General features: G+C 66.5%; 18 protein-coding genes. 15 read left to right on the forward strand and 3 right to left on the reverse strand.

Going from position 1 to position 22,720, the window contains the following annotated elements:
* Positions 1 to 269: 269 nt before the first annotated feature.
* From aptA to bcaP, 3 genes are all read left to right on the forward strand, one after another.
* Positions 270 to 1,601, forward strand: a complete 1,332-nt coding sequence (gene aptA / locus AC3WLE_RS25475) for an omega-aminotransferase AptA (protein ID WP_492356935.1) — start codon at positions 270 to 272, stop codon at positions 1,599 to 1,601.
* Positions 1,602 to 1,710: 109 nt separating this feature from the next.
* Complete coding sequence (locus AC3WLE_RS25480; protein ID WP_492356934.1) at positions 1,711 to 3,228, forward strand: CoA-acylating methylmalonate-semialdehyde dehydrogenase; 1,518 nt, start codon at positions 1,711 to 1,713, stop codon at positions 3,226 to 3,228.
* A gap of 386 nt (positions 3,229 to 3,614) precedes the next feature.
* Entirely contained in the window at positions 3,615 to 5,012 is a 1,398-nt protein-coding gene (gene bcaP / locus AC3WLE_RS25485; protein WP_492318889.1) for a branched-chain amino acid transporter BcaP, read from the forward strand.
* 6 nt (positions 5,013 to 5,018) lie between these two features.
* On the opposite strand, the gene AC3WLE_RS25490 is transcribed toward bcaP, so the two are convergent.
* Complete coding sequence (locus AC3WLE_RS25490) at positions 5,019 to 6,425, reverse strand: aminotransferase-like domain-containing protein (protein ID WP_492318890.1); 1,407 nt, start codon at positions 6,423 to 6,425, stop codon at positions 5,019 to 5,021.
* A gap of 209 nt (positions 6,426 to 6,634) precedes the next feature.
* Between AC3WLE_RS25490 and AC3WLE_RS25495 the strand changes: the two genes are divergently transcribed.
* The 5 genes from AC3WLE_RS25495 to AC3WLE_RS25515 all read left to right on the forward strand — a co-directional run bounded on the left by AC3WLE_RS25495 (position 6,635) and on the right by AC3WLE_RS25515 (position 12,557).
* Positions 6,635 to 6,973: a DUF2917 domain-containing protein gene (locus AC3WLE_RS25495; RefSeq protein WP_035819806.1), complete on the forward strand. Its 339-nt coding sequence runs from the start codon at positions 6,635 to 6,637 to the stop codon at positions 6,971 to 6,973.
* 281 nt (positions 6,974 to 7,254) lie between these two features.
* A complete protein-coding gene (icmF, locus tag AC3WLE_RS25500; RefSeq protein ID WP_492356933.1) occupies positions 7,255 to 10,545 on the forward strand; it encodes a fused isobutyryl-CoA mutase/GTPase IcmF in 3,291 nt (1,096 codons plus the stop codon).
* Between the two features lie 142 nt (positions 10,546 to 10,687).
* Entirely contained in the window at positions 10,688 to 11,125 is a 438-nt protein-coding gene (locus tag AC3WLE_RS25505; protein WP_013955378.1) for an HIT family protein, read from the forward strand.
* Between the two features lie 51 nt (positions 11,126 to 11,176).
* Positions 11,177 to 12,031, forward strand: a complete 855-nt coding sequence (locus tag AC3WLE_RS25510; protein WP_492318892.1) for a 3-hydroxybutyryl-CoA dehydrogenase — start codon at positions 11,177 to 11,179, stop codon at positions 12,029 to 12,031.
* Between the two features lie 184 nt (positions 12,032 to 12,215).
* Positions 12,216 to 12,557, forward strand: coding sequence for a hypothetical protein (locus AC3WLE_RS25515; RefSeq protein ID WP_010814881.1), 342 nt, complete (start codon positions 12,216 to 12,218; stop codon positions 12,555 to 12,557).
* A 48-nt stretch (positions 12,558 to 12,605) separates the two neighbouring features.
* Here the strand turns inward: AC3WLE_RS25515 and AC3WLE_RS25520 are convergent, their stop codons facing one another.
* Together AC3WLE_RS25520 and AC3WLE_RS25525 are read right to left on the reverse strand one after the other, a co-directional pair.
* A complete protein-coding gene (locus AC3WLE_RS25520) occupies positions 12,606 to 13,028 on the reverse strand; it encodes a DUF3293 domain-containing protein (RefSeq protein WP_492318893.1) in 423 nt (140 codons plus the stop codon).
* 1 nt (position 13,029) lies between these two features.
* Positions 13,030 to 13,698, reverse strand: a complete 669-nt coding sequence (locus AC3WLE_RS25525) for a Crp/Fnr family transcriptional regulator (protein ID WP_010814879.1) — start codon at positions 13,696 to 13,698, stop codon at positions 13,030 to 13,032.
* 278 nt (positions 13,699 to 13,976) lie between these two features.
* Between AC3WLE_RS25525 and AC3WLE_RS25530 the strand changes: the two genes are divergently transcribed.
* From AC3WLE_RS25530 to AC3WLE_RS25560, 7 genes are all read left to right on the forward strand, one after another.
* Entirely contained in the window at positions 13,977 to 15,935 is a 1,959-nt protein-coding gene (locus AC3WLE_RS25530; RefSeq protein ID WP_492352504.1) for an AMP-dependent synthetase/ligase, read from the forward strand.
* A 14-nt stretch (positions 15,936 to 15,949) separates the two neighbouring features.
* A complete protein-coding gene (locus tag AC3WLE_RS25535; RefSeq protein WP_492318895.1) occupies positions 15,950 to 16,912 on the forward strand; it encodes an ABC transporter ATP-binding protein in 963 nt (320 codons plus the stop codon).
* Positions 16,913 to 16,923: 11 nt separating this feature from the next.
* Positions 16,924 to 17,838: a branched-chain amino acid ABC transporter permease gene (locus AC3WLE_RS25540; RefSeq protein WP_492356932.1), complete on the forward strand. Its 915-nt coding sequence runs from the start codon at positions 16,924 to 16,926 to the stop codon at positions 17,836 to 17,838.
* Between the two features lie 24 nt (positions 17,839 to 17,862).
* Positions 17,863 to 18,939 carry a branched-chain amino acid ABC transporter permease gene (locus AC3WLE_RS25545; RefSeq protein ID WP_492318896.1) on the forward strand — a complete coding sequence of 359 codons (1,077 nt, stop codon included), beginning with the start codon at positions 17,863 to 17,865 and terminating at the stop codon, positions 18,937 to 18,939.
* Positions 18,940 to 19,030: 91 nt separating this feature from the next.
* Complete coding sequence (locus AC3WLE_RS25550; RefSeq protein WP_492318897.1) at positions 19,031 to 20,368, forward strand: ABC transporter substrate-binding protein; 1,338 nt, start codon at positions 19,031 to 19,033, stop codon at positions 20,366 to 20,368.
* A 100-nt stretch (positions 20,369 to 20,468) separates the two neighbouring features.
* Positions 20,469 to 21,287: an ABC transporter ATP-binding protein gene (locus tag AC3WLE_RS25555; protein ID WP_010814873.1), complete on the forward strand. Its 819-nt coding sequence runs from the start codon at positions 20,469 to 20,471 to the stop codon at positions 21,285 to 21,287.
* An 86-nt stretch (positions 21,288 to 21,373) separates the two neighbouring features.
* The gene (locus AC3WLE_RS25560; protein ID WP_010814872.1) at positions 21,374 to 22,624 is read left to right on the forward strand and encodes a phenylacetate--CoA ligase family protein; all 1,251 of its coding nucleotides are present in this window, start codon (positions 21,374 to 21,376) and stop codon (positions 22,622 to 22,624) included.
* The last annotated feature ends 96 nt before the right edge of the window (positions 22,625 to 22,720 follow it).

A 22,720-nucleotide genomic window follows, 5' to 3' on the forward strand; every position in this document is an offset into this window, starting at 1 on the left:
TGGTTTTCCGCAAAGCGAAATTTGCCGCAGTGCAGCGTGGAATGACGTACCGCGGTCCAGAGCGGGTCGTGGTACGGCAGCGGGCTGGCGGCTCCCCGATGGCTCTTGCCTGTACGGTTTGGCATGTTCAAACTGCACGGTAAGGCAGTCTTGTCCGGACTGTATATTTTGTCGGCCAGACGCCGCCGGTAGAGTGGCCCTCATTGCCCGCCGCGCTGCCAGCCAGCGTGCCACCAGCCAATCCGACCCGATTCCCCCTAGGAGGACGTATGGACGCCGCCAAGACCGTGATTCCCGATCTCGATGCCCTGTGGATGCCCTTCACCGCCAACCGCCAGTACAAGGCGGCGCCGCGCCTGCTGGCGTCGGCCAGCGGCATGTACTACACCACCCACGACGGCCGCCAGATCCTGGACGGTTGCGCCGGCCTGTGGTGCGTGGCCGCCGGCCACTGCCGCAAGGAAATCGCCGAGGCGGTAGCGCGCCAGGCTGCCACGCTGGACTATGCGCCACCGTTCCAGATGGGCCATCCGCTGTCGTTCGAGGCCGCCACCAAGGTGGCCGCGATCATGCCGCAGGGGCTGGACCGCATCTTCTTCACCAACTCGGGCTCGGAGTCGGTCGACACCGCGCTGAAGATCGCACTGGCCTACCACCGTGCACGCGGCGAAGGCCAGCGCACGCGCTTTATCGGGCGCGAGCGCGGCTATCACGGCGTGGGCTTCGGCGGCATGGCGGTGGGCGGCATCGGCCCGAACCGCAAGGCGTTCTCGGCCAACCTGATGCCGGGCACCGACCACCTGCCGGCCACGCTGAATATCGCCGAGGCCGCCTTCTCCAAGGGCCAGCCGCAGTGGGGCGCGCACCTGGCCGATGAGCTTGAACGCATCCTGGCGCTGCACGACCCGTCCAACGTTGCCGCCGTGATCGTCGAGCCGCTGGCCGGCTCCGCCGGCGTGCTGGTGCCGCCGGTCGGCTACCTGGAAAAGCTGCGTGAAATCACCAGCAAGCACGGCATCCTGCTGATCTTCGACGAGGTCATCACCGCCTTCGGCCGCCTCGGCGCCGCCACCGCGGCCGAGCGCTTCAAGGTCACGCCGGATCTGATCACCATGGCCAAGGCGATCAACAACGCCGCGGTGCCGATGGGCGCCGTCGCCGTGCGCCGCGAAGTGCATGACACCGTGGTCAATTCGGCCGCGCCGGGCGCGATCGAGTTGCTGCATGGCTACACCTACTCCGGCCACCCGCTGGCCGCGGCTGCCGCCATTGCCACCCTCGACCTGTACCAGCGCGAAAACCTGTTCGGCCGCGCCGCCGAGCTGGCGCCGGTGTTCGAAGCCGCGGTGCACGGCGTACGCGGCGCGCCGCACGTGAAGGACATCCGCAACTACGGCCTGGTCGCCGGCATCGAGCTGGAGCCGCGCCCCGGCCAGCCCGGCGCGCGCGCATATGAGGCCTTCCTGAAGTGTCTGGAGCTCGGCGTGCTGGTGCGCTACACCGGCGACATCCTGGCGTTCTCGCCGCCGCTGATCATCTCTGAAGCCCAGATCGGCGAACTGTTCGATACGGTGAAGAAGGCGCTGCAGGACATCAAGTAAGCGGCGCGCGCCGCATCGCATTGCCGCCGGACCTGCGGGTCCGGCCTCCCTGATTGCACGCCGGGGCGCGCGCTGACTTGCGTGCCGCGGCAATCGAAGGAAATCCCAAGTGAGCATCGCAGAAAACCGGCAACTGGCCGAGATCCAGCATTTCATCGGCGGCGCCGTGCGCCGCGCCGGCGGCCAGCGCCTGGCGGACGTATTCAACCCCGCCACCGGCGAAGTCGCCGCACGCGTGGCGCTCGGCACCACGCAGGACGTGGCCGACGCCGTTGCCGCCGCCCATGCCGCATTCCCCGCCTGGGCCGACACCCCGCCGCTGCGCCGCGCGCGCATCCTGTTCAAGTTCAAGGAGCTGCTCGACCAGCACCACGACGACCTGGCCGCGCTGATCACGCGCGAGCATGGCAAGGTGTTCTCGGACGCCAGGGGCGAAGTCACGCGCGGCATCGAGGTGGTGGAATTTGCCTGCGGCATCCCCAACCTGCTCAAGACCGACTTCACCGACAACATCGGCGGCGGCATCGACAACTGGAACCTGCGCCAGCCGCTGGGCGTGGTGGCCGGCATCACGCCGTTCAACTTCCCGGTGATGGTGCCGATGTGGATGTTCCCGGTGGCGATCGCCTGCGGCAATACCTTCGTGCTGAAGCCGTCGGAACGCGATCCGTCGCCGAGCCTGCTGATTGCCGACCTGCTGCGCCAGGCGGGATTGCCTGATGGTGTGTTCAACGTGGTGCAGGGTGACAAGGAAGCGGTCGATGCACTGCTGGCGCATCCGGATGTGCAGGCGCTGTCGTTCGTCGGTTCGACGCCGATTGCCGAGTACATCTACACGGAAGGCACCAAACACGGCAAGCGCGTGCAGGCATTGGGCGGCGCCAAGAACCACCTGGTGGTGATGCCCGATGCGGATCTCGACCAGGCGGTCGATGCGCTGATCGGCGCGGCGTACGGTTCCGCCGGCGAGCGCTGCATGGCGATCTCGGTAGCGGTGGCAGTCGGCGATGTCGCCGACAAGCTCGTGCCGCGGCTCGCCGAACGCGCCAGCTCGCTGAAGATCCGCAACGGCATGGAGTCCGACGCCGAAATGGGTCCGCTGGTAACCGCTGCGCACAAGGCGAAGGTGGAGGGCTATATCGCCAAGGGCGTGGAAGAGGGCGCGACGCTGGTCACGGATGGCCGCGGTCATACCGTACCCGGCCATGAGAACGGCTTCTATGTCGGCGGCACGCTGTTCGACCACGTCAAGCCGGACATGACGATCTACAAGGAAGAGATCTTCGGCCCGGTGCTGTCGGTAGTGCGCGTGCATGACTTTGCCGAAGCGGTGGCGCTGATCAATGCGCATGAATACGGCAACGGCGTGTCGTGCTACACCAGCGACGGCGGCATCGCGCGTGCGTTCGCGCGGCAGATCCAGATCGGCATGGTCGGCATCAACGTGCCGATTCCGGTGCCGATGGCATGGCATTCATTCGGTGGCTGGAAGCGCTCGCTGTTCGGTGACCACCATGCCTATGGCGAGGAGGGCGTGCGTTTCTACACGCGCTACAAGAGCGTGATGCAGCGCTGGCCGGATTCGATCGCCAAGGGCGCTGAGTTCACCATGCCGGTGGCGAAGTAGATTATTGTGCCTATCGGGCGGGGATCGCTTGACGGTCCCCGCTCCGTTCAGGCGCCAGCGGCCGCTTCTATGTGCGTGATCCGTTCGGGCGGCTGGTGAATATCCTCATGCATGCCTGAGCGAGGTTACCCGGCGCTGCACGTGCTGGCTTGCCGATAGGCGGGATCCTGTCGGCGCCCGGCTGCGGCGGCTGACATTCTCCTTCCGCAGCTTTGCTTGCAGTCAGTGCCGGCCAGCCTGGCCTTTCCTATCATTCGATGACGTGCCTGCCGCGCGCGGGCGCGCAATGTGACGCCTTCGCGCTGTGGCGGGCGTAAACTACCGCCCTTTTTCCGGGCCCGCGCGCCTTGCCGCCGCGTGCCCGGCCACAGTTGCAGGGAGTCTGAATGAGCTTGTTCCGCACCAAGGACATCGACGCGATGCTGGCCGTCGCGCGCGATGACGGCCTGAAGAAGGTGCTGGGTCCGACCGACCTGGTGATGATGGGCATCGGCGCCATCATCGGCACCGGCATTTTCGTGCTGACCGGCACCGGCGCGCTGACCGCGGGGCCGGCGCTGACGGTGTCGTTCGTGATCGCGGCACTGGCGTGCGGCTTTGCCGCGCTGTGCTACGCGGAGTTTGCCTCGGCGATCCCGGTGTCGGGATCGATCTATACCTACAGCTATGCCACGCTGGGCGAGATCGTCGCGTGGATGATCGGCTGGGACCTGCTGCTGGAATACGGGCTGGCCACGTCCGCCGTGTCGGTGGGATGGTCGGGCTACTTCCAGTCGCTGATGGCAGGCTTCGGGCTGAAGCTGCCGGCGGCGCTGACCGCGGCGCCAGGCTCGGTGCCGGGGGTGAAGACCATGCTGAACCTGCCGGCGTGCCTGATCATGCTGGCCATCACCTGGGTGGTGTCCTACGGCGTGCGCGAATCCACGCGCATCAACAACCTGATGGTGGCGGTCAAGATCGGCGTGGTGCTGCTGTTTATCGCGGTGGGCGTGTGGCATGTGCAGCCGGCCAACTGGCAGCCATTTGCGCCATTCGGCTTTGCCGGCATCTTCAATGCGGCGGCGCTGGTGTTCTTTGCCTTTATCGGCTTCGACGCGGTGACCTCGGCCGCGGAAGAGGTGCGCAACCCGCGCCGCGACCTGCCGATCGGCATTATCGGTTCGCTGGCGGTGTGCACGGTGCTGTATGTGGTGGTGGCGGCGATCATGACCGGCATCGTGCCGTTCGCGAAGTTTGCCGGCGTGGACCACCCGGTGTCGCTGGCGCTGCAGTTCGCGGGCCAGAACTGGGTGGCGGGCTTTGTCGACCTTGGCGCGATCCTGGGCATGACCACGGTGATCCTGGTGATGACCTACGGCCAGACCCGCGTGATCTTTGCGATGTCGCGCGACGGCCTGCTGCCCGAGCGGCTGTCCTCAGTGCACCCGGTGCATGCCACGCCGTATTTCGCCACCTGGACCGTGGGCATCGTGTTTGCCGCGATTGCCGCCTTCGTGCCGCTGAACGTGCTGGCCGAGCTGATCAATATCGGCACGCTGGCGGCTTTCACTCTGATCTCGGTGGCGGTGCTGGTGCTGCGCAAGACGCGCCCGGAACTGCCGCGCGCATTCCGTTGCCCGGGCGTGCCGGTGGTGCCGCTGCTGTCGATCGGCTTCTGCCTGTTCCTGATGGCGCACCTGCAGGCGCTGACCTGGATTGCCTTCCTGGTGTGGCTGGCGGTGGGGCTGGTGATCTACTTCGGCTACGCGCGGCGCAATGCCGTGCTGCATAACCACGGCGGCTGAGCGCCTTCAGCTGCCGCGCCCGGCCGCGGCCTTCATGAAGGCCACCGCGCGCGGCTCGTTGGCGTAGGCGGCGTTGATCCGGATCCATGCCGAGGTCTCGCCGCCCGGGCGGAAGTAGTTGCCCGGCGCCAGCGTCACGCCGTATTCCTCGCCCAGCGTCACCAGGTCGCGTGAATCCTCGATGCCGGGTGGGCGCGCCCACAGGAAGTTGCCGCCGGACGGCTGGCAGAACACCTCCCAGCCGTTGCCGGTCAGCTGCCGCACGGCATTGGCGCAGGCCTCGCGCACGCGCAGGCGCAGCCGCTCCACATACTTGCGGTAGCCGCCGCGCTCCAGCAGCGCCGCCGTGACTGCTTCCGCGAAGTGCGAGCCGGCCACGCTGGTCAGCACCTTCACATCGACCAGGTCCTTGACCAGCGCCTTGTCGGCCACCAGGTAGCCGACCCGCAGCGAGGCCGACACCGTCTTGGAAAAGCCGCCGATGTAGATCACGTGCTCAAGCTGGTCCAGCGTGGCCAGCCGGTCGGTGAAGTGGGTCTGGAAGTCCGAGAAGATATCGTCCTCGACAAAGCGGAAGCCATGCCGGCGCGCCAGCTCCAGCAGCCGGAATGCCACCGGCGGCGCCAGTGTCGACCCGGTCGGGTTCTGCAGCACGCTGTTGGTGAAGAACAGCTTGGGCTTGTGCTGGCGCAGCAGCGCCTCGGTGGCGTCCGGGTCGGGGCCGTTGGGCGTGTGCGGCACGCCCACCAGCTGCACCCCGTGCAGCCGCAGCAGGCCGAACAGGTTGTAGTAGCCGGGATCTTCCACGAACACCGTATCGCCGGGCTTGAGCAGGTGGCGCACCACCAGGTCCAGCGCCTGGCTGGCACCGGTGGTGATCAGCACTTGCGGCAGTTCGGCGGCGATGCCCAGCTGGCGCACGCGCAGCAACACCTGGCGGCGCAGTTCCGGATGCCCCATCGGCGTGGCGTAGTGGATCACGCTGTCGATCTCGTTGCGCGAGATCGCGCGGATCGCCTGTGTCAGCCCCTCAACGTCGCGCCAGGTCTCGGGCACGAAGCCGCCGGCCAGCTTGAGCGTGCCGCTGGGGTGGTTGAACTGCTCGAGGATGTGGTCGGAAAGATCCTCGGCCAGGCTCGGATCCGACCAGCCGCACGCTGAGCGCCCCGCCAGCGGACTGTCCGCCACATAGAAGCCCGAACCCTGGCGCGAATCCAGCAGCCCCTGCGATACCAGCCGGTCATAGGCTTCGATCACCGGGAAGCGGCTGATGCCATTCTCCGCCGCCAGCTGCCGGATCGACGGCAGCTTTGCGCCAGGCCGAGCCTCGCGGTTGCCGATCCACGACTTCACGCCGTTGACGATCTGATCGGTCAGTGGAATTCCGGTAGAAGCATCTAAGATTAGTTTCATAAGGCAGGGCAGCCGGGGGAAACCGGAGGGCGCAACTGTCAGGGAAAACTACTGAACAGTTCATCGAAAACTGTTCACAACTGTACATGGGATTGTAGTGAGGGATGCGAATAATGGAAGCGTGGCGGAGACAGGCGCCGGCTCCTGTGGTCATTCGGCATCCAGGAGTCGGCACCGGACCAGACCGCCGGGCTGATGAGGAGTGCGACATGCGCGAACTACGGACTTTCGAACTGGACGAGCCCGGACAGCCAGTGAGCTGGCGCGCCGGTTACGGGCAGACCGTCTGCGCGGCGGCGGGCAAGCTGTGGGTGACGGTGGAAGGCAATCCCAACGACATCTGGCTGGAGCCGGGCGCCGAACTGCCGTTGCCGGAAGGCTACCGGGTGTGGCTGTCGGGCGATGGCGCGGGCGCGCGCTTCACGCTGGCACAGGTGCCGGCACCGTGGTCGCTGCGGCGGCTGGCGGCATGGCTGCGGGTGATGCGGCACCGGGTGGAGGAGCACAGCACGGATGCGTTCGGGGAGTGCCCCAGGATCTGGGCCTGAGCGGCCACTCACGCTTTGCCGGAACGGCCACCTGCGGGTGGCCTTTTGTTTGCCCGGGTGCTTGCGCGGCGCGTGCCGCGGGCGCCTACTCTATAGGGACAGCCGGTCCCACGCACGCCGGTCTCGGGGTTCCGCCTCATTGCTTTACGTTAACGTCAACGTCATATAATCGATCGGCCCCGATCCGGGGGCGCAGCCCGCGCGTTTGCAGCCAAGCCGGCACAGAACGGCACTTCCGGCGCACGCCGCGGTGGCAGCCAACACCAGAAGCGGTGGAGACAATGACCGACCTTTCCGATGTGCATGATGTGCGCCGCGGTGCGCCCCAGCCCAAGCCCACCGCGCAAGGCCGCGGTCCGGTCAACAAGGTGCGCTTTGTCACGGCGGCGTCGCTGTTCGATGGCCATGACGCCTCGATCAACATCATGCGCCGCATCCTGCAGTCGCATGGCTGCGAGGTGGTCCACCTCGGCCACAACCGCTCGGTCGAGGAAGTGGTGACGGCGGCGCTGCAGGAAGACGCGCAGGGCATCGCGATTTCCAGCTACCAGGGCGGCCATGTCGAATACTTCAAGTACATGGTTGACCTGCTGCGCGAGAAGGGCGGCGAGCACGTGCAGGTCTTTGGCGGCGGCGGCGGCGTGATCGTGCCGGACGAGATCCGCGAGCTGCAGGCCTATGGCGTGGCGCGCATCTTCAGCCCCGAGGACGGCCAGCGCATGGGCCTGGCCGGCATGATTGCAGACATGGTGCAGCGCTGCGACATCGACCTGTCGCGCTATGCGCCGGCCACGTTGGAACCCGTTGCCGGTGGCGACCGCCGCACGCTGGCCCAGCTGATTACCGCGCTGGAAAACGGCAAGGCCGATGCGGCGCTGGTGCAGGCGATGCATGCGCAAGCGGCAGCGGCATCGATGCCGGTACTCGGCATCACCGGCACCGGTGGCGCCGGCAAGTCGTCACTGACCGACGAACTGATCCGCCGCTTCCGCCTCGACCAGCAGGATGCGCTGTCGATCGCCGTGATCTCGATCGACCCGTCGCGGCGCAAGTCGGGCGGCGCGCTGCTGGGCGACCGCATCCGCATGAATGCGATCAACCACCCGAACATCTTCATGCGCTCGATGGCGACGCGCGAGGCGGGCTCGGAGATCTCGCAGGCGCTGCCGGACGTGATCGCCGCGTGCAAGGTGGCGGGCTTCGACCTGGTGATTGTCGAGACCTCCGGCATCGGGCAGGGCGATGCGGCCATCGTGCCGCACGTGGACCTGTCGCTCTATGTGATGACGCCCGAGTTCGGCGCGGCCAGCCAGCTCGAGAAGATCGACATGCTGGACTTTGCCGACTTCGTCGCCATCAACAAGTTCGACCGCAAGGGCGCGCAGGACGCGTGGCGCGACGTGGCCAAGCAGGTGCAGCGCAACCGCGAGCAATGGCACGGCAAGGCCGAGGACATGCCGGTCTACGGCACGCAGGCGTCGCGCTTCAATGACGATGGCGTGACCATGCTGTACCAGGGGCTGCGCGCGGCGCTGGCCGAACGCGGCCTGAAGCTGCAGCCGGGCGTGCTGCCGGCGCAGGCGGGGCGCATCTCCACCGGCCAGAATGTGATCGTGCCGCCGGCGCGCAGCCGCTACCTGGCGGAACTGGCAGACACGGTGCGCGGCTACCACCGCCGCGTGATGGAGCAGAGCCGCATTGCACGCGAGCGCCAGCAACTGCGTGAATCGAGCCGCATGCTGCAGGCCGCGCAAGGCGATGGCGCCGCGCTGGATGCGCTGGCGGCGGACCGCGACACCGCCATCGGCCAGATCGAGCGCAAGCTGCTGGCGATGTGGCCGCAGATGCGCGAAGCCTACAGCGGCGACGAGTACGTAGTGAAGATCCGCGACCGGGAGATCCGCACCGGGCTGGTTACGACCACGCTGTCCGGCACCAAGGTGCGCAAGGTGGTGCTGCCGCGCTTCGAGGATGACGGCGAGGTGCTGAAGTGGCTGATGCGCGAGAACGTGCCCGGCAGCTTCCCGTACACCGCCGGCGTGTTCGCCTTCAAGCGCGAGAACGAGGACCCCACCCGCATGTTCGCCGGCGAGGGCGATGCTTTCCGCACCAACCGGCGCTTCAAGCTGGTGTCCGAAGGCATGGATGCCAAGCGCCTGTCGACCGCGTTCGACTCGGTCACGCTGTACGGCGAAGACCCGCACGTGCGCCCCGACATCTACGGCAAGGTCGGCAACTCCGGCGTGTCGATCGCCACGCTCGACGACATGAAGGTGCTGTACGACGGCTTCGACCTGACCAGCCCGAGCACCTCGGTGTCGATGACCATCAACGGCCCGGCCCCGACCATCCTGGCGATGTTCATGAACACCGCCATCGACCAGCAGCTCGACAAGTTCCGCGCCGACAACCAGCGCGAGCCCACCGCAGACGAGGAAGCGAAGATCCGCGCCTGGGTGCTGCAGAACGTGCGCGGCACGGTGCAGGCCGACATCCTCAAGGAAGACCAGGGCCAGAACACCTGCATCTTCTCCACCGAGTTCTCGCTCAAGGTGATGGGCGATATCCAGGAGTACTTTGTCCACCACCAGGTGCGCAACTTCTACTCGGTGTCGATCTCCGGCTACCACATCGCCGAGGCCGGCGCGAACCCGATCTCGCAGCTGGCGTTCACGCTGTCCAACGGCTTCACCTATGTGGAGGCGTACCTGGCGCGCGGCATGCATATCGACGATTTCGCGCCCAACCTGTCGTTCTTCTTCTCCAACGGCATGGACCCCGAGTACAGCGTGCTGGGCCGCGTGGCGCGCCGCATCTGGGCCGTGACCATGCGCGACAAGTATGGCGCCAACGAGCGCAGCCAGAAGCTGAAGTACCACATCCAGACCTCGGGCCGCTCGCTGCATGCGCAGGAGATCGATTTCAACGATATCCGCACCACGCTGCAGGCACTGATCGCGATCTATGACAACTGCAACTCGTTGCACACCAATGCCTACGACGAGGCCATCACCACGCCCACCGGCGAATCGGTGCGCCGCGCGCTGGCGATCCAGCTGATCATCAACCGCGAGTGGGGCGTGGCCAAATGCGAGAACCCCAACCAGGGCAGCTTCCTGATCGAGGAGCTGACCGACCTGGTGGAAGAGGCGGTGCTGCAGGAGTTCGAGCGCATTGCCGAGCGCGGCGGCGTGCTCGGTGCGATGGAGACCGGCTACCAGCGCGGCAAGATCCAGGAAGAGTCGCTCTACTACGAGCAGCTCAAGCACGACGGCACGCTGCCCATCATCGGCGTGAACACGTTCCGCAACCCGGACGGCGACCCGATCCCGCAGAAGCTGGAGCTGGCGCGCTCCAGCGAGGCCGAGAAGCAGAGCCAGCTCGACCGCCTGCATGCGTTCCAGCAGGCCCACGCGGCCGAGGCCCCGGCCATGCTGGCGCAGTTGCGCCAGGCGGTGATTGACAACCAGAACGTATTCGCGGTGCTGATGGACGCGGTGCGGGTTTGCTCGCTGGGGCAGATCACGCATGCGCTGTTCGAGGTGGGCGGACAGTACCGGCGCAATATGTAGAGCCGGCGGCACCGCGCAGCAAGCAGTGCCCGATTACCGCGCAGGGCGGCCGCAGTGAAGGGCCGCCCTGCGTTACACTCGAAGGCTGTGCCGGCGGCCGCGCCACGGCAAACGTATTCGAGACAACCGCAAGCCAACGATCATGGACACCCAGTACAACCCGACCAATATCTTCGCGAAGATCCTGCGCGGCGAGCTGCCGTGCATCAAGGTCTACGAGGACGACGACACCATCGCCTTCATGGACATCATGCCGCAGGCCGACGGCCATACGCTGGTGGTGCCCAAGGAAGCCGCGGTCAACCTGTTCGACCTGTCCGAGCAGGGCGCGCAGGCCGCCATCGTCGCCACGCAGCGCGTGGCGCGCGCGGTGCGCGCGGCGTTTGCGCCCGACGGCATCTCCATCGGCCAGTTCAACGGCGCGGCCGCGGGCCAGACCGTGCCGCACGTGCATTTCCATATCGTGCCGCGCTATGCCGACAGCGCGCTGCGCGGCCATGCGCGCGAGATGCAGGATCCGGAACAGCTCAAGGGCCATGCCGAGCGCATCATCGCAGCGCTGCGCGAGCAGGGCGCCTGAGCCGCGCCTGAACCGATCAATCAGCAATCCAACCAAGCAGAGGAAGACAAGATGAGCATCAGGACAGTGGGCATCGTCGGTGCCGGCACCATGGGCAATGGCATCGCCCAGGCCTGCGCAGTGGTAGGTCTCAACGTGGTGATGGTCGACATCAGCGATGCCGCCGTGCAGAAGGGTGTTGCCACCGTGGCGGGCAGCCTGGACCGGCTGATCAAGAAGGAAAAGCTGACCGAGGCCGACAAGGCCAGCGCGCTGGCGCGCATCAAGGGCAGCACCTCGTATGACGATCTCAAGGCCACCGATATCGTGATCGAGGCCGCCACCGAGAACTACGACCTGAAGGTCAAGATCCTCAAGCAGATCGACGGCATCGTCGGCGAGAACGTGATCATCGCGTCCAACACCTCGTCGATCTCGATCACCAAGCTGGCTGCCGTGACCTCGCGCGCCGACCGCTTTATCGGCATGCACTTCTTCAACCCGGTGCCGGTGATGGCGCTGGTGGAACTGATCCGCGGCCTGCAGACCAGCGACCCCACCCACGCCGCCGTCGAGGCCCTGTCGAAGCAGCTCGGCAAGTACCCGATCACGGTCAGGAACAGCCCGGGCTTCGTCGTCAACCGCATCCTGTGCCCGATGATCAACGAGGCCTTCTGCGTGCTGGGCGAAGGCCTGGCCTCGCCGGAAGAGATCGACGAAGGCATGAAGCTGGGCTGCAACCACCCGATCGGGCCGCTGGCGCTGGCTGACATGATCGGCCTGGACACCATGCTGGCCGTGATGGAAGTGCTGTACACGGAGTTTGCCGATCCGAAGTACCGCCCGGCGATGCTGATGCGCGAGATGGTCGCTGCCGGCTACCTGGGCCGCAAGACGGGCCGCGGCGTGTACGTCTATAGCAAGTAAGCTGCCCGGCACTTGCCGCGTGGTACAGCGGCCGCCTGCGGGCGGCCGCTGCTTTTTCCGGTGCCGGTTCCGGTTGCCGCCAAATCCCGCTTACACGGCGTTATATGCCGAAACACTCCGCCGCATCCGGTAACAGGAATGCGCGGTAGAGTGCACCCATTCCCTTTACGACAAGACAAGCTCCATGGCTCACCCGATTCTCTTTGCTGCGCTGCTCGCGGGCGCAATGTCCCTGCTGGCGGCCCGTTCGGCGATGGCCCATGTGGACGTGGGCGTGCAGATCGGCGCGCCGGTCTATGCGGCACCGGCCCCGGTCTATGTGGCACCTCCGCCGCACGTAGTGTATGCGCCGCGCCATCACGGCTGGCATGGCGACCGTTATTGGGATGGCCGTCGCTGGTATGGCCGCCATGAGTGGCGCGGCCGCCATCACCACTATCATCGGCATCATCACTATCGCCACCACGGCCATGGGCATCGCGGTCATCACGGGCATCACGGCCATCGCGGTCATCACGGCCACTGATCGCCGCACCGGCTGAGGCGCCGCCCGGCACCACCGCCCGGCCGGCGTTCAGCGCAGCAGCACCAGCCGCGGCACCGCGTCCGCGCCGCTCCAGACCACCGCGTTCTGTTCGTATTTCTCGCCGAGTGCCCGTGCATCCGCCAGCGACAGCCCCGGCACCAGGAAGCTCGGCTCGGCCGGCCAGCCGTTGCGCGGATGCTCGCCGGCGGCTTCGATTGCGCGCAACCCCATCCTTGCCACGTCCTGCGCCAGCGCCTGCTGGCGCTTTGCGTTGGCGTCGTCGTCGCAGCGCAGGCTGAACGGGTTGGCGGCGGTAATGAAGGCGCTCGCTGCCACGCCCAGCGCGCGGTGCAGCGCCGCCAGCGGGGCGCTGGGTTGGTCTACCCGCAATATCATCGGCGGGTCGCCCAGCACGCGGTAATGGGTCTCGCGATAGGCCTGCAGCGTGGCGTCGTCGATGGTGCTGGCCATGTTATTCGCCGTACTGACGCAACCCCTCCAGGTCCAGCACCTCGATCACGCCGTAGTCCACCCGCACCAGGCCCTGCTGTTCCAGCACCTTGAGCGCCTGGTTGGCGCGCTGGCGCGAGATGCCAGCGAGCAGGCCGATCTCTTCCTGCGAGATCTCCAGCGTCTTGCCGATCCCCGGATACAGGTGCTCATTGAACAGCGACGACACCGCGCGCGCCACGCGCGAATCGATGTCGAGCAGCCGCTCGTATTCCACGGCGGCGATGAACTGTCCCAGGCGTTCGTTGAACTGGGTCAGCAGGAAGCGCGTGAACGGCAGGCTGGTATCCAGCAACCACAGAAAAGTGTCGCGCGGCAGGAAGGCGATGGTCGAGCGGCGCAGCGCCATCACGTCGTACTTGCGGATTTCCGACTTGAGCACCGCGCCTTCGCCGAACCAGCCGCCGGTGGGCACGCCGGTGAAGGTGACCGACTTGCCCGAGGGCGACACCGTGGTGATCTTGACGATGCCTTCGAGCACGCCCATCCAGTGCTCGGCCATGTCACCCTTGTGACAGACGTAGTCGCCCTGGGTGTACTCGTGCACGAACATGGCGCGGCGCACGCGCTCGCGCTGCTCGGGACTCAGGTCTGCTGCCCACACGCAGCGGTCGACAAAATCGTTCAGCATGGCCTGCAGAAGCTCCCGTAGGGATTAACCCGGAATTGTCACCGGCGTGACAACCGGGGTTGTTGGCATGGGCTATCGTACGATCACAACGGAACCGCGGGTGCCACCAGCGGCACGCCGGGGCAAGGCGAAAACGCTTTCCCGGCGGCCTGACGCAAGGCACACCGGGCTTGATGCCAGGCGGCAATTGCTGCCGGGCAAAGCAAGCCAAGTATAACGATCGGACCGGCGCTTGACACCGGGCGTGGATCCCCACGCCGGAGGGACAGGAGACAGCGATGCAGGAATCGTCGGCGACGACCTTCCCGCGATGGCTGCTGGCGCACGCCCAGCAGCGGCCGGATCATCCGGCTCACCGCGAGAAGGATCTCGGCATCTGGCAGACATACAGCTGGGCCCAGGCGGCGCAGCAGGTGAGGGCACTGGCTTGCGGGCTGGCCGCACTCGGTTTCAGGCGCGGCATGAACCTGGCGGTGGTGGGCGACAACCGCCCGCGGCTGTACTGGGCCATGACCGCGGCGCAGGCGCTGGGCGGTGTGCCGGTGCCGCTGTACCAGGACGCCATCGCCAACGAGATGGTCTACGTGCTCAACGATGCGGAGATCGAGTTCGCCATCGTCGAGGACCAGGAGCAGGTCGACAAGCTGCTGGAAGTGGAAGCGCAACTGGCCGAGTCCGGCCGCGCCGTGCGCCACGTCATCTTTGAAGACCCGCGCGGCCTGATGGACTACGACCATCCGTCGCTGATGTCTTATGAACAGCTACAGGAACTTGGCCGCGAGTTCGACCAGGCGCATCCGGGCTTCTATGACGAGGCCATTGCCGCCGGCCAGCCCGACGACACCGCGATCATCCTCTATACCTCCGGCACCACCGGCAAGCCCAAGGGCGTATGCCATTCGCACTACGGCCTGATCGGCGCGGCGCGCAACGGCTGCGCCTTTGACAAGCTCAGCGCGGACGACGACGTGCTGTCCTACCTGCCGATGGCATGGGTGGGCGACAACCTGTTCTCGTACGCGCAGGCGATGGTGGCGGGCTTCACGGTGAACTGCCCGGAATCGCGCGAAACGGTGATGACCGACCTGCGCGAGATCGGCCCCACCTACTACTTTGCGCCGCCGCGCATCTATGAAGGGCTGCTGACGCAGGTGATGATCCGCATGGAGGATGCCGGCTGGATCAAGCGCAAGCTGTTCCACTGGGCCATGGACGTGGCGAAGCGCTGCGGCACCGATATCCTCGACGGCAAGCCGGTATCGCTCGCGGACCGCGCGCGCTACGCCCTGGGCGAAGCGCTGGTCTACGGCCCGTTGCGCAATGTGCTGGGCATGAGCCGCATCCGCGTGGGCTATACCGCGGGCGAGGCGATCGGCCCGGACCTGTTCCGCTTCTACCGCTCGATCGGCGTGAACCTGAAGCAGTTCTACGGCCAGACCGAGACCTGCGCCTATGTGTGCCTGCAGCCGGACGGCAAGGTCAAGTTCGATTCAGTCGGCCCGGCCGCGCCCGGCATGGAAATCCGCATCGCCGACAACGGCGAGGTGCTGGTGCGCGGCGTGGGCCTGCTCAAGTCCTACTACAAGCGCGACGAGGCCACGCGCGAGGCCATCAACGACGAGGGCTACTTCATGACCGGCGACGCCGGCGTGATCGACGCCGACGGCCACCTGAAGATCATCGACCGCGCCAAGGACGTGGGCAAGCTGGCCGATGGCTCGATGTTCGCGCCCAAGTACATCGAGAACAAGCTCAAGTTCTTCCCGTACATCAAGGAAGCGGTGGCCTTCGGCAATGACCGCGACCAGGTCTGCGCGTTTATCAATATCGACTTCGAGGCCGTGGGCAACTGGGCCGAGCGCCGCCACCTGCCGTATGCCGGCTATGTCGACCTGGCCGCGCAGCCCGAGGTGCTGGAAATGATCGGCGAGTGCGTGAACCAGGTGAATGCCGACCTGGCCAACGACCCGATGCTGGCCGGTTCGCAGGTGGCACGCTTCCTGGTCCTGCACAAGGAACTGGATCCGGACGACGACGAGCTCACGCGCACGCGCAAGGTGCGCCGCGGCTTTATCGCCGACAAATACGGCGTGCTGGTGGACGCGCTCTATGCGGGCAAGTCCGAGCAGTTCATCGAGACGCGCGTCAAGTTTGAAGACGGACGCGAGGGCAGCGTGTCGGCCACGCTGAAGCTGGTCAATGCGAAGCGCCTGCCTGTGGCGGCGCGCGCGGCATGAGCGAGGGCAGCAAGATGACACAAGTAGCCTGGCAAGGCGCGGGGCAGCGCGAATGGGCGGGGACGGCACGCACGGATGCCAGCGGCACGGGCAGCGGCGGCGCGATCGCCCCGGCAGGCCCGATGTCTCCCGCGGGTCTGGCGGATGACAGCGGTGCGCATCCCGGCGCGCAGCGCGCGCAGCGCACCGGCGAGCAGGCGCGCACCGGCGGCGAGGTGATCCTGGACCTGCAGCATATCTCGCTGTCGTTCGGTGGGGTCAAGGCGCTGACCGATATCTCGTTCGATGTGTGCGAGCACGAGGTGCGCGCCATCATCGGCCCCAACGGCGCCGGCAAGAGTTCCATGCTCAACGTGATCAACGGCGTCTATCACCCGCAGCAGGGACGCATCGTGTTCCGCGGCGAGGAGCGCAAGCAGATGCACCCGACCGCCGCGGCGCGCCAGGGCATTGCGCGCACCTTCCAGAACATCGCGCTGTTCAAGGGCATGACGGTGCTGGACAACATCATGACCGGGCGCAACACGCAGTTCCGCACCGGGCTCTTCGCCCACGCGCTGTGGTGGGGCCCGGCGCGCAACGAGGAGATGCGCCATCGCCAGAAGGTCGAGGAAGTGATCGACTTCCTCGAGATCCAGTCGATCCGCAAGACCCCGGTGGGGCGCCTGCCGTATGGCCTGCAGAAGCGCGTCGAACTGGCGCGCGCACTCGCGGCCGAGCCCTCGATGCTGCTGCTGGACGAGCCCATGGCCGGCATGAACGTCGAAGAGAAGCAGGACATGTGCCGCTTCATCCTGGACGTGAACCGGCAGTTCGGCACCACTATCGTGCTGATCGAGCACGACATGGGCGTGGTGATGGATATCTCCGACCGCGTGGTGGTGCTCGACTACGGCAAGAAGATCGGCGACGGCACGCCGGAAGAGGTCAAGGGCAACCCTGACGTGATCAAGGCGTACCTGGGCACTTCGCACTGAGGCTCTGAACCATGACGTTCTTCTTTGAAATCCTGATCGGCGGCTTGCTCTCTGGCCTGATGTACTCGCTGGTGGCGCTGGGCTTCGTGCTGATCTACAAGGCCTCGGGCGTGTTCAACTTCGCGCAGGGTGCGATGGTGTACTTCGCCGCGCTGGCGGTGGTGGGGCTGATGGACAAGGGCCTGCCGATGTGGGCCGCGGTGATCGGCGCCTTCGTGGTGATGATCCTGGTCGGCATGAGCACCGAGCGCTTCGTGCTGCGCAAGCTGGTCAACCAGCCGCCGATCACGCTGTTCATGGCGACCATCGGGCTGTCGTTCTTCCTCGAGGGCCTGGGGCCGCTGCTGTTCGGCAATGAGGTGCGCCCGATCAACCTGGGCATCGTCGACGAGCCGATCGAGTCGATCATGACCAACTTCAACATCGTGCTGTCCAAGTTCGATATTGCGGCGGCGGCCATTGCCGGCCTGCTGGTCGGATCGCTGGCGCTGTTCTTCCAGTACACCAAGGTCGGGCGCGCGCTGCGCGCGGTCGCTGACGACCACCAGGCAGCGCTGTCGCTGGGCATCCCGCTGCAGAACATCTGGGCGATCGTGTGGGGCGTGGCGGGCTTCGTCGCGCTGGTGGCCGGCATGCTGTGGGGCTCGCGCAATGGCGTGCAGTTCGCGCTCACGCTGACCGCGCTCAAGGCGCTGCCGGTGCTGATCCTGGGCGGCTTCACCTCGGTGCCCGGCGCCATCGTCGGCGGGCTGATCATCGGCGCCTCGGAGAAGCTGGCCGAGATCTATATCCCGCCGGTGTTCCAGTCGGTGTTCGGCGGCAACTTCGGCGGCATCGAAGGCTGGTTCCCGTATGTGTTTGCCTTGCTGTTTCTGCTGGTGCGGCCCGAAGGGCTGTTCGGCGAGAAACACATCGATCGCGTCTGACCGACTTCGCACAGGAGACTTGCCATGTTTTATCGTGAAGCCGGCCAGTTCAAGACCAGCTACGTCGCCGACAGCCAGATCTTCCCCATCCGCCAGGACCGCATCGGCTTTGCCGTGCTGATGGCGGTGGCCTTCGTGGCGATCCCGTTCGTCGGGTCGGAATACTGGTTCTCGGCCATCCTGATCCCGTTCCTGATTTTCTCGCTGGCGGCGCTGGGGCTGAATATCCTGACCGGCTATGCCGGCCAGCTGTCGCTCGGTACCGCGGCCTTCATGGCGGTGGGTGCCTACGCGGCCTACAACTTCCAGCTGCGCGTGGAAGGCATGCCGGTGCTGCTGACATTCGTGATGGCGGGCCTTTCCGCGGCATTGGTGGGGGTGGCCTTCGGCCTGCCGTCGCTGCGCATCAAGGGCTTCTACCTCGCGGTGGCGACGCTGGCGGCGCAGTTCTTCGTGGTGTGGGCGCTGACCAAGTTCCCCTGGTTCTCCAACAACAGCTCGTCGGGCGTGATCACGGCGCAGCGGCTGGACCTGTTCGGCTTCGCCATCGACACCCCGGTGAAGAAGTACCTGTTCGTGCTGGCCATCGTCACGGTGCTGGCGCTGGCGGCCAAGAACCTGGTGCGCTCGGCCACCGGGCGCGCATGGATGTCGGTGCGCGACATGGACGTGGCGGCCGAGGTGATCGGCATCCCGCTGATGCGCACCAAGCTGCTGGCGTTCGCGGTCAGCTCGTTCTACTGCGGCGTGGCCGGCGCGCTCTATGCGTTCTGCTACCTGGGCTCGGTCGAGCCGGACGGCTTCTCGCTGGACCTGTCGTTCCGCGTGCTGTTCATGATCATCATCGGCGGCGTGGGCAGCATCCTGGGCTCGTTCCTGGGCGCGGCCTTCATCCTGCTGCTGCCGATCTTCCTGGACAACGTGCTGCCGCCGCTGGCCGCGCTGCTGCACCTGCCATTCACCAATGCCACCGTGTCGCACATCCAGCTGATGGTGTTCGGCGGGCTGATCATCTTCTTCCTGATCGTGGAGCCGCACGGGCTGGCCCGGCTGTGGCAGATCGCCAAGGAGAAGCTGAGGCTGTGGCCGTTCCCTCATTGACGGGAGGGGTGCCTGTATTACCGCAGTTCCTGTGTGAAGTTCTGAAGCTTACGCATAACGAAACGCTCCCTTGAGGGCGATGGAGACTGTCATGACCAACCTGATTCGCAATGTGCAACGCGCCGCCCTGGTGGTCAGCGCCGCGGCGGCACTGCTGGCGCCGGCGGCGCCGGCCATGGCGCAGACCAACGAGCAGTTCGTGGCGCTGCCAAGCTACCGCGTGGGGCCGTATGGCGCCAACGGCCAGTCCTGGTATGGCGGCTTCATCGACTACCTCAACTACGTCAACCTGAAGGAAGGCGGGGTCAATGGCGTCAAGCTGTCGTGGGAAGAGTGCGAGACCGAGTACAACAACGCCAAGGGCGTGGAGTGCTATGAACGCCTGAAGTCCAAGAACGCCACCACCAAGGGCACGGCCTACCACGCCATGTCCACCGGCATCTCGTACGCGCTGGTCGACAAGACCGCCGCCGACAAGGTGCCGCTGGTGATGATGGGCTACGGCCGCACCGATGCGGTGGATGGCTCGGTGTTCCCGTACGCGTTCCCGCTGGTGACCACGTACCAGATGCAGGTCTCGGCCATCGTCAAGTACCTGGCCTCGAAGAACGGCGGCTCGCTGGCCGGCAAGAAGATCGTCTACCTGTACCACGACTCGGCCTATGGCAAGGAGCCGATCGTGGCGCTGCAGGCCGAGGCCAAGCTGGGCAAGTTCAACCTGGTGGAGATCCCGGTGGCGCACCCCGGCAACGAGCAGGGCGCGCAGTGGCTGAAGATCCGCCAGGAGAACCCCGACTACGTGATCTTCTGGGGCTGGGGCGTAATGAACCAGACCGCGCTGAAGGCCGCGCAGAAGGTCGGCTTTGCGCGCGACAAGATGATCGGCTCGTGGTGGGCCGGCTCGGAAGAAGACACGGTGCCGGCGGGTGATGCCTCCAAGGGCTATATGAGCGCCACCTGGAACGTGGCCGGCCGCAACGTGCCGCTGATCGCCGATATCGAGAAGGTGGTCTACGGTGGCGGCAAGGGCAATATGCAGGACAAGAACAAGGTGGGTTCGGTGCTGTACAACCGCGGCGTGTCGGCGGCGGTGGTGACGGTGGAAGCGGTGCGCGTGGCGCAGGCCAAGTTCGGCAAGGGCAAGCCCATGACCGGCGAGCAGATGCGCTGGGCCTTCGAGAACCTGAACCTGACCAACGCGCGCCTGCAGCAACTGGGCGCGACCGGCCTGCTGCCGGAAATCAAGACCAGCTGCGACAACCACGAGGGCTCCGGCAAGGTGAAGATCCAGCAGTGGGATGGCACCAAGTGGGTGGTGGTGTCGGACTGGATCGAGGGCAACAAGAGCCTGATCCACCCGCTGTTCAAGGCCACGGCGGCGCAGTACGCGAAGGAGAAGGGGATTACGCCGGCTTGTTCGAAGTCCTGAGGCCGCCCCAATCGCGACTGGGTTCTCCCCACTCCCGCTTGCGGGAGTGGGAGAACCCAACAGGCAAGCTGGAAACCGCAACACCAACACGAGCCGCACCATGAGCCTTCTGTCCGTCAACAATATCGAAGTCATCTACGATCACGTGATCCTGGTGCTCAAGGGCGTCTCGCTCGAAGTGCCGGAGGGCAAGATCGTGGCGCTGCTCGGCGCCAACGGCGCGGGCAAGACCACCACGCTCAAGGCCATCTCCAACCTGCTGCAGGCCGAGCGCGGCGATGTCACCAAGGGCTCGATCGAATATCGCGGCGACCGCGTCGACCAGCTCACGCCCAACGACCTGGTGCGCCGCGGCGTGATCCAGGTGATGGAAGGGCGCCACTGCTTCGCGCACCTGACCATCGAGGAGAACCTGCTCACCGGCGCCTACACGCGCGGCCTGTCGCGCGGCCAGACGCGCGACGAGCTGGAAAAGATCTACGAGTACTTCCCGCGGCTGAAGACGCGCCGCAAGTCGCAGGCCGGCTATACCTCCGGCGGCGAGCAGCAGATGTGCGCGATCGGCCGGGCCATGATGGCCAAGCCCGCGATGATCCTGCTGGACGAGCCTTCGATGGGGCTGGCGCCGCAGATCGTCGAGGAGATCTTCGAGATCGTGCGCGGCCTGAATTCGCGCGAGAACGTCAGCTTCCTGCTGGCCGAGCAGAACACCATGGTGGCGCTGCGCTATGCCGACTACGGCTACATCCTGGAAAACGGCCGCGTGGTGATGGACGGCGACGCCGAGTCGCTGCGCACCAACGAGGACGTCAAGGAGTTCTACCTGGGCGTGGCCGCCAACGATGCGGACGACGGTGCCGGGCGCAAGTCGTTCCGCGATGTGAAGAGCTACCGGCGCCGCAAGCGCTGGCTGGCGTAGGCCCCCGACCGATTTCATCCGGCATTGCCACCACGCGCCCAGCGGCGCGGCGGCATGCCGCATCCCATTCCCTGACGCATAGCACCATGCCAGAACACTTCGATTCGCTCGAAACCCGCGCGCCGGAAGTCCGCGAGCAGGCGCTCCTTGCCGCCCTGGCACGCCAGGTGGCCCATGCGCGCGACAACGCGCCTTACTTTGCCGAGATGCTGGGCGGCGTCGACCCGCGGCTGCTGAGCTCGCGCGCGGCGCTGGCGGCGCTGCCGGTCACGCGCAAGTCGGACCTGACCGCGCGCCAGCGCGCGCTGCCGCCGCTGGGCGGGCTCAACGCCACGCCGCTGGGCAAGCTGCGCCATGTGTTCCAGTCGCCCGGCCCGATCCATGAACCCGACGGCCATGACGCCGACTGGTGGCGCGTGGCCCGCGCCATGCATGCGGCGGGCTTCCGCGCCGGCGAGCTGGTCTACAACACCTTCTCCTACCACTTCACCCCGGCCGGCATGATGATGGAGACCGGCGCGCACCGGCTGGGCTGCTGCGTGTTCCCGGCCGGCGTCGGCCAGACCGATTCGCAGGTGCAGGCGCTGGCCAGCCTGCAGCCCACGGCCTACGCCGGCACGCCGTCGTTCCTGAAGCTGCTGCTGGAGCGCGGCGACGAGCTGGGCACGCCCTGCACCAGCCTGGCCAAGGCGCTGGTCTCGGGCGAGGCGCTGCCGCCGTCGCTGCGGGCCTGGTTCCAGGCGCGCGGCGTGCGCGTGCAGCAGATGTATGGCACCGCGGATGTCGGCCTGATTGCCTATGAGACCGAGGGCGGCGATGGCTGGGTGGTGGACGAGGGCGTGCTGGTGGAGATCGTCGAGCCTGGCGGTTCCCGGCCGATGCCCGAGGGCGAGACCGGCGAGGTGGTGGTGACGGTGCTGGGCAACGGCGACTACCCGCTGATCCGCTTCGGCACCGGCGACCTGTCGGCCATCGTGGCGGAGTCGTCGCAGCGGCCCAGCCCGTGCGGGCGCACCAATATCCGGCTCAAGGGCTGGCTGGGCCGTGCCGACCAGGCCACCAAGGTCAAGGGCATGTTCGTGCATCCCGGGCAGGTGGCGGACGTGCTGCGGCGGCATCCGGAGATCCGCGCGGCGCGGCTGGTGGTGACTGGCGACCCAGGCGCGGACGTGATGACGCTGCGCTGCGAGGCCACGCGCGAGGATGGTGACTTGCAGCGTGCGGTGGCGGAATCGCTGCGCGAAGTGATGCGGCTGCGCGGTGAAGTGGCTTTCGTTGCGGCGGGGTCGTTGCCGCAGGATGGGAAGCTGATCGAGGATGCGCGCAGCTACGATTGAGTTGGGTGGCGGCTGGCAGGATCGACTTCGTTGATACGCTGGCCCTCTCCCCCGGCCCCTCTCCCGCAGGCGGGAGAAGGGCCGGCCGGGGAGAGG

The sequence above is a fragment of the Cupriavidus sp. FW306-1B-F12B genome, assembly GCF_058781795.1.